This window comes from Sideroxyarcus sp. TK5 (genome assembly GCF_054601595.1).
Map to the genome: position 1 here is coordinate 72,150 of NZ_BAAHSJ010000006.1, position 12,664 is coordinate 84,813.

A 12,664-nucleotide genomic window follows, 5' to 3' on the forward strand; every position below is an offset into this window, starting at 1 on the left:
TGGGAAGCAAGATGTACGGCGCATATTTTAACCGAAACCAGCCATGAATAACCCTGAACCCACACACGATTTCGACCAGCTTGTCGCCTTTTCCATCCAGTGCAGCCGCTACTTTTCCAGATTGCTGGAAGCTGAGCCTGGCTGGCTGGAGACCTTGCGCGGCGACCATCGCTCGCCCGCCGATGCGGAACTGATCCGGCGCTGGCTGGATGAGTTGCCGACCGACGACGAAGTACAGTTGTCGAGCGCGCTACGCATCCTGCGCAAACGCGTGATGCTGCACCTGATACTGCGCGACCTTGGCGGTTTATGCGGCCTGGAAGAAGTGGTGAGTGCCATGACCGCGCTGGCCGAACTGTCCGTGCAGCGTGCCCAAGCGCTGATGATGAGGGTGTTGTGTGCGCAATTCGGCCAGCCGGTGGGAACCGAGAGCGGTGCCCCGCAACAGATGCTGGTGATCGGCATGGGCAAGCTGGGCGGCGGCGAACTGAATGTCTCCTCGGACATCGACCTCATCTTCGTCTATCCGGAGGAAGGCGAGACGAATGGTACCCGCTCCCTCTCCAATCACGAGTTCTTCAGCCGGCTGGGGCGCAAGGTGATCGCACTGGTGAACGACCTCACCGCCGACGGTTATGTGTTCCGCGTCGACATGCGGCTACGCCCATACGGCGACAGCGGCCCGCTGGCGATGAGCTTCGCCGCACTGGAGGAGTATCTGGTGACACAGGGGCGCGAATGGGAGCGCTACGCATGGATCAAGGCGCGCGTCATCTCCCCGGTCGGAGACCCGCACATCGCCGATCTGGAAAAGCTGTCCCTGCCTTTCGTATTCCGAAAATATCTGGATTTTGGCGCTTTCGATTCGATGCGCAAACTGCATGCGCAGATCCGTGCCGAAGTCGTTCGCCGCGACCGGCAGGACAACATCAAGCTCGGCTCCGGCGGTATCCGCGAGATCGAGTTCCTCGCGCAGGTGTTCCAGTTGATACGCGGCGGACGGGATGCGCGACTGCGCATCAAACCCACCCGCAGCGTGCTGCGTTTGCTCGCCCAGGAAGGCGAGCTGCAGGCGGAGGTGGCGCAACGGCTGGACGACAGCTATGTGCTCCTGCGCAACCTGGAACACCGCCTGCAATATCTGGACGACCAGCAGACACAGATGCTGCCGGAAGGCGACGAGCAAAAGGCCGTCGTCGCGCGCGCCATGGGTTACCCCGACTATGCCGCGCTATTGGCGGCATTGGACCCGCTGCGCGAGTTTGTCAGCAGCCAGTTCGAAGCGGTCTTCGGCAACAGACAGGGAGAGAGCGCAGAAGGCATCTGGCAGGAGAACGCCGATCGCGACGCCCTGGCGGCGCAACTCGGCGATGCCGGCTATTCCGGCACGACCGAACTCGCCGACATGCTGATGCAGATGCGCGCGAGCAGCCGTTATCGGCAATTGCCGGAGATCAGCCGGCAACGCATGGATAGTCTGGTACCGCGCTTCATCAAGTTATGCGCGGCCGAGAAGAATGCGGACGCCGCCTTGCATCGCGCTCTCGCCCTGCTCGAAGCCATCGCCCGTCGCGCGGCCTATCTGGCTTTCCTCGCCGAATATCCGCAGGCCTTGCCGAGACTGATGCGCATCCTCGGTGCCAGCGCCTGGGCGGGGGAATATCTGGCGCAGCATCCCATCCTGCTGGATGAATTGCTGGACACGCGGGAACTGTACGAGGCACCGGACTGGCAGGCGCTGGACGCACAGTTGCTGCAACAGCTAGAGGCGCATCACGGCGACACCGAACGCGAGATGGATGTGCTGCGGCAGTTCCGGCAGGTGCAGACCTTCCACTTGCTGGCGATGGATCTGCAGGGCGTGTTGCCGCTGGAGAATCTCAGCGACCACCTGAGCGATCTGGCCGACCTGATCCTGCGCCATGTGTTGCGCCTGTGCTGGCGCGATGCGCGCAAGAAACACATCGAACACCCCAGGTTCGCGGTGATCGCCTACGGCAAACTGGGCGGCAAGGAGCTGGGCTACTCCTCGGACCTCGACCTCGTGTTCCTGTACGAGGACGACGATCCAGATGCCGGGCAGATCTATGCGCGGCTGGGACAGCGCATCAACACACTGGTCTCCAGCTACACCGCCGCCGGGCGCTTGTACGAGGTCGATCTGCGCCTGCGCCCGAACGGCGACAGTGGTCTGCTGGTCAGCTCGACCGAGGCATTCGAGTCATACCAGCGCGAGCATGCCTGGGTGTGGGAACACCAGGCGCTGACGCGGGCGCGCTTCTGCGCGGGGGACGAGGCTGTGGGCGCAAGGTTCGAGCAGATACGCAAGTCGATACTGTGCATGCCCCGCGATGTCGAGAAACTGAAGCAGGACGTGCAGGAGATGCGCCGCAAGATGCACGAAGGGCATCCGAACCCGACAGCGTTGTTCGACATCAAACACGACAGCGGCGGAATGGTGGATATCGAATTCATGGTGCAGTTCATCGTGCTGGCCTATGCGTCACGCTATCCGCAGTTGGCGTTGAACATCGGCAATCTGGCCTTGCTGCGAACCGCGGCAGAGCTGGGTTTGATCGATCGGGACACCAGCAGCGCCCTGCAAGCGCACTACCGGGAACTGAGACGGTTGCAACACGAGATGAGATTGAACAAGATCACTGCCCGCATCGAGCCGGGCGATCTGGACATCACTGCGGTCAGGGATCTGTGGAAGACGCTGTTCGGGCAGTGATCAGGCGACGGCCGGGGCCCCGCCCTGCGGGGGCAACTGGTAGATATTGGTCTTGCCGGCTTCACCCTTGCCATCCACCCGGCCGGTCAGCCGGTAGGAAGTCATCTCGCCCTTGCCCTTGACGTTCAGCACATTCGGAGGTTCGAACAGATAATCGTGACGCAGACGGTTGAAGGTCAGTCGGTCGGTGAGGATATGGCCGGATTTCGCATCGTCGGTCAGGCGGCTGGCGATGTTCACGGTGTCACCCCACAGGTCGTAGATAAAACGCTTGGTGCCGATCACCCCGGCCACCACCGGGCCGGTCGCGATACCGATGTGCACCCCCAGATTGCGCTTGGCGGCCAGCGGATGCTTGCTGACGAACTCGATCATCTCCAACCCCATGTTCACCACATCGGCCGCGTAATCCGGGCGTTCGCGCGTCAGGCCGCCCACCACCATGTAGGCATCGCCTATGGTCTTGATCTTTTCCAGCCCGTATTTCTCCGACAGTTCGTCGAAGCCCGAGAACACAGTATTGAGCAGGCCGACCATCTGCTCGGGCGACATCTGTTCGGTGAGCTGGGTGAAGTTGACCAGATCGGCGAACATCACCGTCACATCGGCATAACCGTCGGCGATCAGCCCCTCGTTGCTCTTCAGGCGCTCGGCGATGTTTGACGGTAGCACGTTGAACAGCACACGCTCGGATTTCTTCTGTTCTTCGGCCAACAGGGCATGTTGCTCGTCCAGCTGATGCTTGATCTTCTCCGTCTCGATCACGAAGTAGCGCACCAGGAAGTACAGGATGGCGGACATCGCGGCGAAATTCAGTGCGAAGAAGAAGCCGATGGTGTTGAGCGGGATGCCGGTCGTGGAGCCCGTACCCAGATAGAAATCGAAGAAACCGGAGACGCCGGTGAGTACCATGTAGGCGACGAACCAGGGGATGGATTCCTTCCAGCCGGAGACCACCAGCGCGCCGATCGGTGCCAGCAATGCCCACAAGGCCACACCGCTGGAGGTTATGGAACTGCCTATGCTCCATTGCATGACGAAAGGCGCGAACAGGAACAGGTTCAACTGCACGAAGCGCAGTACCTCGAAGTTGCGCGACTTCATGTAGTACACCAGAGAACCGACCGACACGACCTGGTAGATCAAGGGGACGTTGCTGGAGAAGTTCAGACCCATCATCCAGTAGATGGCCAGCCAGAACATGACAGCGAAAGTCATGAATGCCGCAGCAAAGATGAGCAGACTCTTGCGCAGTTTGTCTTCCTGCGTATCGAGGATCTCGGGATCTATCCTTTGCGTATCGATGTGCTGCGCCATGCGCCCCCCGGCCATACCAGACTGAATGCCGCGATATTACCTTATGCCCTGTCAAAGCGATACGCCCCGAATGCGGCATCCGGATTACTCGCAGCTTCATAATCGGCCGGGAAACAGCTAGAATCCCCACCCCGAATTCAAACCCACGCTTTCAAGGAAATCACCATGTCCATGTCCGACCGCGACGGCTTCATCTGGCACGACGGCAAGCTCGTCCCCTGGCGCGATGCCACCACCCATGTCCTGACCCATACCCTGCACTACGGCATGGGCGTGTTCGAGGGCGTGCGCGCGTACAAGACGACCCAGGGCACGGCGATCTTCCGACTGCAGGAGCATACCGACCGTCTGTTCAACTCGGCCTACATCTTCAAGATGAAGATGCCGTACGACAAGGAGACCCTGATGGAGGCGCAAAAGGAAGTGGTGCGCGCCAACAAGCTGGAATCCTGCTACATCCGACCCATCGTGTTCTACGGCTCAGAAGCCATGGGCATCGCCGCCACCAAGGTCAGCACCCATGTCGCCATCGCGGCCTGGCCGTGGGGGGCCTATCTGGGCGAAGAAGGCATGGCCAAGGGCATCCGCGTCAAGACCTCCAGCTTCACCCGCCATCATGTGAACGTGAACATGTGCCGCTCCAAGTCGGTCGGCACCTATACCAATTCCATCCTGGCCCATCAGGAAGTGGCGAACGACGGCTATGACGAGGCGCTGCTGCTGGACGTGGACGGCTATGTCGCCGAAGGCGCGGGCGAGAACATCTTCATCGTGAAGAAGGGCAAGCTGTACACGCCCGATCTGACCTCCTGCCTGGAAGGCATCACGCGCGACTCCATCATCACGCTGGCCAAGGACATGGGACTGGAGCTGATCGAGAAGCGCATCACGCGCGACGAGGTGTATTGCGCCGAAGAGGCCTTCTTCACCGGCACCGCCGCTGAAGTGACGCCGATCCGCGAACTGGATACGCGCACCATAGGCAGCGGCAGCCGCGGTCCGGTGACCACCAAACTGCAAGCTGCGTTCTTCGACATCGTCGCCGGCAAGAACGACAAGTACGCCGACTGGCTGGCACACGTTTAACAGGGACCGGGGGAAAGTATGGCCAACGATCAAATCTCGCAACGTTATGTCGAAGTCACTGCAGAAGCGTTGCCGCTGTTCTGCCCGACACCGTCGGTGAGCCTGTGGAGCGCCCACCCCCGCGTCGCCATCCCGGTCGAAAAACTGGGCGAGGCGGTCTGCCCGTACTGCGGCACGCACTACAAGTTCAAGGGCGACCTGCCCCGCGCTCATCATTGAGAAACCCAGGATGAAAAAGATCCTCGTCGTCGCACCCAGCTGGGTGGGCGACTGCGTGCTGATGCAGCCCATGCTGCAGCGCTTGGCGCAGCGCCACCCCGGCGTGCAGATCGACGTGCTGGCCCCGCCGTGGACGGAGAAGCTGCTGCGTCAGATACCCGAAGTCGCCGAGGTGATCATCAATCCATTCCCGCACGGTGCACTGCAACTCGGTGCGCGCCGCGCTCTGGGCATACAACTTCGCGCGAACGGCTACGATCAGTCCATCGTACTGCCCAACTCGCTCAAATCAGCACTCGTCCCCTGGTTCGCCGACATCCCTTTGCGCACCGGCTTCACCGGCGAGATGCGCTACGGACTGCTCAATGACGCACGCAAGCTGGACAAGCGCAAACTGCCGCTGATGGTCGAACGATTCGCCGCGTTGGCCGAAGAGCGCGACACCGACATCGTCCGCCCCCTCCCGTCCCCCACGTTGCATGCCAGCGATGAACAACGACAAGCTGCACTGGTTAAGCAGGGACTGTCACTGGACAAACCGGTCGCCGTGTTCTGTCCCGGTGCGGAATACGGACCGGCCAAACGCTGGCCTGCACACTACTACGCCGAACTGGCGCAGCGACTGCGCAACAAAGGTTATACAGTATGGCTGATCGGCTCACCCAAGGACAAGGAAGTGGCCGACAAGATAGTGGCGCTCGGCAACGAGCCCTGCCGCAACCTGTGCGGCACGACCGACCTTGCCGAAGCCATCGCGTTGATCTCCTGCGCCAAGCTGGTGGTAAGCAACGATTCCGGTTTGATGCACATCGCCGCCGCACTGGACAGGCCCATGCTGGCGATATTCGGCTCCAGCAGCCCGCAATTCACACCGCCGCTGTCCGATCAGGCCCGCGTGCTCAAGCTCGACCTACCGTGCAGCCCCTGCTTCAAACGCGAATGTCCGCTGGGGCATTTCAACTGCATGCTGCAACTGACCCCGCAGGAAGTGGCCCGACACCTTCCCGACCGTTGAAGCATGTCCGTCGTACCCGCTGAGATCTTCAAGGCTTACGACATACGCGGTATCGTCGGCAAGTCACTGACCGACGACATCGTCACCCGCATCGGCCACGCCATCGGTTCGGAAGCCAGATCCCGCCAGCGACACATCATCGCCATCGGCTACGACGGTCGCCTGTCCGGTCCCGCCTTTTCTCTGGCACTGTCTCGCGGCATCCGCAACAGCGGGGTCGATGTGATCGACCTCGGCCGCATCACCACCCCCATGGCCTATTTCGCCGCGTTCCAGCTCGATACCGGCTGTGCGGTGATGATCACCGGCAGCCACAATCCGCCCGAGTACAACGGCTTGAAGATCGTGCTGGATGGAGAGACGCTATCGGGTGCTGCGATCCAAAGCCTGCGCGCGCGCATCGATAGCGGCGAGCTGACCCACGGTGACGGCAGATATTCCAGATATGACATCGCCCCCGAGTACATGGCGCGCATCATCGGCGACATCCGTCTGGCCCGACCGATGAAGCTCACGGTGGATTGCGGCAACGGCGTGGCGGGTGATTTCGCTGCCGAGCTCTATCGGGGGCTGGGCTGCGAGGTGAAAGAACTATACTGCGATGTGGACGGGCGATTCCCCCACCATCACCCCGACCCTTCCGACCCAGCCAATCTCGCAGACCTGATCGACAGTCTGCACTGTGATGACAGCGAGCTGGGACTGGCCTTCGACGGCGATGCAGACCGGCTGGGCGTCGTCACCAAAGACGGCGGCATCATCTTCCCGGACCGTCAGTTGATGCTGTTCGCGGCCGATCTGCTCGCGCGCCATCCAGGCGCGGAGGTGATCTTCGACGTCAAGTGCTCGGGCAAATTGTTCCCCTGGATACGCGAGCATGGCGGCACACCTTCGATGTGGAAGACCGGCCATTCGCTGATCAAAGCCAGGATGAAAGAGACCGGCGCGATGCTGGCCGCCGAGATGACCGGCCATGTGTTCTTCAAGGAACACTGGTATGGCTTCGACGACGGCTTGTATGCCGGCGCAAGACTGCTGGAGATATTGAGCAGGTTCGAGGATGCGAGTGTGGTGCTACATGCCCTGCCCGACTCGGTTAACACGCCGGAGTTGCATATCCGCACCGCAGAGGGCGAGCACCACGCATTGATTGACCGGCTGCAGGATGAAGCACGATTCGCGGATGCGCTGGACATCGTCACGATCGACGGCCTGCGCGTGGAATATGCCGATGGCTTCGGTCTGGTGCGCGCGTCAAACACGATCCCGGCCATCGTGCTGCGATTCGAAGCGGATGACGAGGCTGCGCTGCAGCGCATACAGGGAGATTTCAGGAAACTGTTGCTGGATGCATCACCAGTATTGGTGTTGCCCTTCTGAGCCGGCAGCTCAGGAGTGGATGGTCTGCTGCAGCGCCTTGCCCATACCGTTCTCGTCCAGCCAGCCCAACTCGATCAGGTCGCGCATCAACTGGCTGAACTCCGCCAGATTCTCCGGCTTGCGCACGAAGCTGTTGGCACCGATCTGGTAGGAAAGCACGACATCCGAGGGCTCATGGCTGTCTGAATAGACCACGATGGGCACGTGTGTGAGGCGGCTATCCATGCGCAACGTTCGCAGTACCGCGAGTCCGAGCAGCTTGGGCAACTTGAGATCGAGCAGGATCAGGCGCGGTACGGGATGGCCGTGTGAGGTCTCGGCAGACAACCAATCGAGTGCGGCGACACTGTCCGGCACCACGGCCAGATACAGTTCGCCGGGACAACTGGCGACTGCCTGCTGCACCAGCAGGATCGCCGCTTCCTCGTTCTCCACCAGCAAGATCGTATCGCCAGATTGCTTCAACATCTGCCTTCCCTTGCCTCCACATAAGCCCCATGCTGCAGCATGAACCGTCTGCAAGCCAGACGGCGGATCACAATCTTTCTTTGGCCCAGCCTGCCACGGACGCCAAAGCCTTGGCCAGATGTTCAGGCTGCGTGCCGCCCGCCATCGCCATGTCCGGGCGACCACCGCCCTTGCCGCCGACCTGCTGCGCGACGAAGTTCACAAGGTCGCCTGCCTTGACCTTGGCCGTCAGATCGGCGGTGACACCTGCAGCCAGGCTGACCTTGCCGTCGGCATCAGCCGCCAGCACGATAACGGCAGATTTCAGCTTGTCCTTGAGCTTGTCCATGGTCTCGCGCAGCGTGGCGGCATCGGCCCCCTCCATCTCCGCGGCCAGCACTTTCACGCCGTTGACGTCCTGCGCCTGGGAAACGAGCTCATCGCCCTGCGCGGAAGCGAGTTTGGATTTCAGCGCGGTGAGTTCCTTCTCCAGCACTTTCACGTTGTCCATGATCTGCGCGACGCGTGCAGCGGTTTCGGCAGGTTGCGCCTTCACCGCGTCGGCCACCTGCTGCAACTGCCATTCCTGCTGCTGCACCAGCGCCAGCGCGCCCTCGCCGGTCACCGCCTCGACGCGGCGCACGCCCGCGGCCACGCCGCTCTCGGCCACGATCTTGAACAGGCCGATGTCGCCGGTGCGCTTCACATGCGTGCCGCCGCACAGTTCCTTGGAGCTGCCGATGGAGAGCACGCGCACCTCGTCGCCGTACTTCTCGCCGAACAGCATCATCGCTCCGGTCTTCTGCGCGTCCTCGATGGCCATCACGCTGGCATCGGTCGCGCTGTTGGCCAGAATCTCGGCATTGACGATAGCTTCCACGCGACGGATCTCGGCATCGGTCAGCGGCTGGTTCTGTACGAAGTCGAAGCGCGTCTTGTCCGGATCGACCTGCGAACCCTTCTGCTGCACGTGAGGGCCCAGCACCTCGCGCAAGGCCTTGTGCATCAGGTGCGTCACCGAGTGGTTACGCTCGGTGCGCGCGCGCGCCTGCATATCCACGCGCGCCGTGACGCCGTTGCCCACGGAGAGCTTGCCGGTCTTCACCACACCGTGATGGCCGAACACCGCCGCCTGGATCTTCTGTGTGTCCTCGACCGCGAAGATGCCGTGCACGCTGCGCAGCTCGCCGCGGTCGCCCACCTGACCGCCAGACTCGGCATAGAACGGGGTGTCGTCCAGCACCACCACGCCCATCTCGCCCTCTTTCAACTCGTTCACCTCCACGCCGTCCTTGTACAGCGCGAGCACGTTGCCCTTGTGCTCCAGCGTCTCATAACCGTGGAAGGTCGTGGCCGGGCCGGAATATTCCAGGTTGGCAGCCATCTTGAACTTGCCGGCGGCGCGCGCCTGCTCCTTCTGGCGCGCCATCGCGGCGTTGAACGCGGCATCGTCCACCGACACGTTGCGCTCGCGGCAGATGTCGGCGGTCAGATCGAGCGGGAAGCCGTAGGTGTCGTGCAGCTTGAAGGCGGTCTCGCCGTCGAACACCTTGGCGCCCGTCTTTTCCATCCCGGCCAGCTCGGCTTCGAGGATCGCCATGCCATGCTCGATGGTGGCGAAGAATCGCTCCTCTTCCAGCTTGAGCACGCCTTTTACGCGCACGTGTTCGGCGACCAGTTCCGGATAGGCACTGCCCATCTGCCCGACCAGGTCTTCCACCATGTTGTAGAAGAACGGGCCGCGCGCGCCCAGCTTGTAGCCGTGGCGGATCGCGCGGCGGATGATGCGGCGCAGCACGTAGCCGCGACCCTCGTTGCCGGGGATCACGCCGTCGGCGATGAGGAAGGAGCAGGCGCGGATGTGGTCGGCCAGCACTTTCAGCGAAGGGGAATCCAGGTCAGCGCAGTTGGTCTCGCGCGCCGCGGCCTTGATCAGCGCCTGGAACAGGTCGATCTCGTAGTTCGCATGCACGCCCTGCAGCACCGCGGAGATGCGCTCCAGTCCCATGCCGGTATCGACGGAAGGCTTGGGCAGCGGATGCATCACGCCTGCTTCGTCGCGGTTGAACTGCATGAACACGTTGTTCCAGATTTCGATGTAGCGGTCGCCGTCTTCCTCGGGCGTGCCGGGCAATCCGCCGGGGATGTGCGCGCCGTGGTCATAGAAGATCTCGGTGCAGGGGCCGCAGGGGCCGGTGTCGCCCATCATCCAGAAGTTGTCGGACGCATAGCGCGCGCCCTTGTTGTCGCCGATGCGGATCACGCGGTCCGGCGTCAGCCCCATCTCTTTCGTCCAGATGTCGTATGCCTCGTCGTCCTCGGCATACACGGTGACATAGAGCTTTTCCTTGGGCAGCTTGAACACCTCGGTCAGCAGTTCCCAAGCGTACTTGATCGCGTCGCGCTTGAAGTAATCGCCGAAGCTGAAGTTTCCCAGCATCTCGAAAAAGGTGTGGTGGCGCGCGGTGTAGCCGACGTTCTCCAGGTCGTTGTGCTTGCCACCGGCACGCACGCATTTCTGTGACGAGGCTGCGCGGGTGTAAGGCCGCTTGTCGAAGCCGAGGAACACGTCCTTGAACTGGTTCATGCCCGCGTTGGTGAACAGCAGGGTCGGGTCTTCATGCGGCACCAGCGAACTGGAGGCGACCACGGCGTGGCCTTTGGAGGCAAAGTAATCTAGGAACTTCTGGCGAATCTCGCTGCTTTTCATCTGGTCACCGCTGGCCGCAATCGTTCAACAAACACGCCGCCCAATGGGCGGCATCACGGCGCGAATCATACCATTTGGCAAGCTGTTAGGGCACGGCTATCAGTCCTCGTCGGACGGGTTACCAGCGGCCGATTTCAGGACTTTCAGGATCACCTCGGCAGAGAATCCTCGGGACTGCAGAAAACGTATCTGGCGCGCCTTTTCCACTGCATCCTGCGGTGGTTTACCGAACTTTCGCTGCCACACATCGCGCGCCGATTCCAGCTCGGAGGCTTTCAGCTCGGGCAGTGTAGCAGCGATAAGATCATCACCGATACCGCGCTGGCGCAATTCGTGGGCGATACGCTGGCTGCCGAATCGGCCGCGCTTTGCATCCACCAATTGCGTGGCTGCGCGCGCATCGGATAGCCAGTTGCGTTCTTCCAGCTCGTCCAGCACGGCTTCCAGATCTTCATCTTCCTGCACATACGGCTGCAGCTTTTGCCGCAACTCCCCCCTGCTGTGCTCGCGCCGCGCCAGATAGCGCATGGCGCGGACACGCAGCGTCAACTCAGGCTTCGGCTTCCGCACCGGGGTTCAGGGCAGCCACGCCGAGCGTTTCGCGGACGCGATTCTGGTTACGGCCAGCCGCAGGCGCGGCTTTCACATGCGCTCCGCGCATATGAGCCTCCGCCGAAATCGCATCTGAACCGGTCATCACTCTTCGCTCGCAGCCGTTGACAAGGCATTGACTCCCAGAGATTCGCGGACGCGATTTTCAATCTCGACAGCGATCTCGGGATTGTTGCGCAGGAACTCGCGCGCATTGTCCTTGCCCTGGCCGATCTTCTCGCCGTTATAGGCATACCAGGCACCGGACTTCTCCACAATCTTCTGCTGCACGCCCAGCTCGACGATCTCACCTTCGCGCGAGATGCCTTCCCCGTACAGGATATCGAAGTGCGCTTCCTTGAACGGCGGGGCGACCTTGTTCTTCACCACCTTGACGCGGGTCTCGTTGCCGATGACCTCATCCCCCTTTTTGATAGAGCCGGTGCGGCGGATATCCAGGCGCACGGAGGCGTAGAACTTGAGTGCGTTGCCGCCGGTGGTGGTCTCGGGGTTGCCGAACATCACGCCTATCTTCATGCGGATCTGGTTGATGAAGATGACCAGCGTGTTGGAACGTTTGATGTTGGCGGTGAGTTTGCGCAGCGCCTGCGACATCAGGCGGGCATGCAGACCCATCTGCGCATCGCCCATCTCGCCCTCGATCTCGGCGCGCGGCGTGAGGGCTGCGACCGAGTCGACGACCACCACATCGACCGAGCCGGAACGTACCAGCATATCGGCGATCTCCAGCGCTTGCTCACCGTTATCAGGTTGCGAGATCAGCAGGTCTTCCACTCGCACGCCCAGCTTTTGCGCGTACTGCGGATCGAGTGCGTGCTCCGCATCGATGAAGGCAGCGGTTCCGCCCAGCTTCTGCATCTCGGCGATGACCTGCAGGGTAAGGGTGGTCTTGCCGGACGATTCCGGGCCGTAGATCTCGACCACGCGGCCGCGCGGCAGGCCGCCGACGCCTAGGGCGATATCCAATCCCAGTGAACCGGTGGACACCACTTCGATGTCCTTGATCACCTCGCCCTCGCCCAGGCGCATGATGGAACCCTTGCCGAATTGCTTCTCGATCTGGCTCAGTGCCGCAGCAAGAGCCTTGCTTTTGTTGTCGTCCATGTTCGATCTCCTTGGGAAAATTTCGGAGCGGATTGTTGCA

Annotated in this window: 10 protein-coding genes; 5 read left to right on the forward strand and 5 right to left on the reverse strand. The window is 61.7% G+C overall.

The genetic code is table 11. The features are described 5' to 3' along the window. Window positions 1–43: 43 nt before the first annotated feature. Window positions 44–2,734, forward strand: coding sequence for a bifunctional [glutamate--ammonia ligase]-adenylyl-L-tyrosine phosphorylase/[glutamate--ammonia-ligase] adenylyltransferase (gene glnE / locus ACYPYQ_RS11025; protein WP_459723891.1), 2,691 nt, complete (start codon window positions 44–46; stop codon window positions 2,732–2,734). On the opposite strand, the gene ACYPYQ_RS11030 is transcribed toward glnE, so the two are convergent. Beyond that, window positions 2,735–4,051 (reverse strand): adenylate/guanylate cyclase domain-containing protein, encoded by a 1,317-nt coding sequence (locus tag ACYPYQ_RS11030; protein ID WP_459723892.1) that lies wholly within the window; start codon window positions 4,049–4,051, stop codon window positions 2,735–2,737. Between the two features lie 165 nt (window positions 4,052–4,216). Between ACYPYQ_RS11030 and ACYPYQ_RS11035 the strand changes: the two genes are divergently transcribed. The 4 genes from ACYPYQ_RS11035 to ACYPYQ_RS11050 are packed head-to-tail and all read left to right on the forward strand — an operon-like array spanning window position 4,217 to window position 7,751. After that, entirely contained in the window at window positions 4,217–5,137 is a 921-nt protein-coding gene (locus ACYPYQ_RS11035) for a branched-chain amino acid transaminase (protein WP_459723893.1), read from the forward strand. 18 nt (window positions 5,138–5,155) lie between these two features. Then, complete coding sequence (locus tag ACYPYQ_RS11040) at window positions 5,156–5,356, forward strand: zinc-finger domain-containing protein (RefSeq protein WP_459723894.1); 201 nt, start codon at window positions 5,156–5,158, stop codon at window positions 5,354–5,356. Window positions 5,357–5,366: 10 nt separating this feature from the next. Further along, window positions 5,367–6,371: a lipopolysaccharide heptosyltransferase II gene (gene waaF, locus ACYPYQ_RS11045; RefSeq protein ID WP_459723895.1), complete on the forward strand. Its 1,005-nt coding sequence runs from the start codon at window positions 5,367–5,369 to the stop codon at window positions 6,369–6,371. 3 nt (window positions 6,372–6,374) lie between these two features. After that, window positions 6,375–7,751, forward strand: a complete 1,377-nt coding sequence (locus ACYPYQ_RS11050; protein ID WP_459723896.1) for a phosphomannomutase/phosphoglucomutase — start codon at window positions 6,375–6,377, stop codon at window positions 7,749–7,751. 9 nt (window positions 7,752–7,760) lie between these two features. Here ACYPYQ_RS11050 and ACYPYQ_RS11055 read toward each other — a convergent pair whose 3' ends face one another. From ACYPYQ_RS11055 to recA, 4 genes are all read right to left on the reverse strand, one after another. Beyond that, window positions 7,761–8,219 (reverse strand): response regulator, encoded by a 459-nt coding sequence (locus ACYPYQ_RS11055; protein WP_459723897.1) that lies wholly within the window; start codon window positions 8,217–8,219, stop codon window positions 7,761–7,763. Window positions 8,220–8,286: 67 nt separating this feature from the next. Further along, complete coding sequence (gene alaS / locus ACYPYQ_RS11060) at window positions 8,287–10,908, reverse strand: alanine--tRNA ligase (protein ID WP_459723898.1); 2,622 nt, start codon at window positions 10,906–10,908, stop codon at window positions 8,287–8,289. Window positions 10,909–11,007: 99 nt separating this feature from the next. Continuing rightward, complete coding sequence (gene recX, locus ACYPYQ_RS11065) at window positions 11,008–11,457, reverse strand: recombination regulator RecX (protein WP_459723899.1); 450 nt, start codon at window positions 11,455–11,457, stop codon at window positions 11,008–11,010. A 147-nt stretch (window positions 11,458–11,604) separates the two neighbouring features. Next, the gene (gene recA / locus ACYPYQ_RS11070; RefSeq protein WP_459723900.1) at window positions 11,605–12,624 is read right to left on the reverse strand and encodes a recombinase RecA; all 1,020 of its coding nucleotides are present in this window, start codon (window positions 12,622–12,624) and stop codon (window positions 11,605–11,607) included. Window positions 12,625–12,664 lie beyond the last annotated feature (40 nt).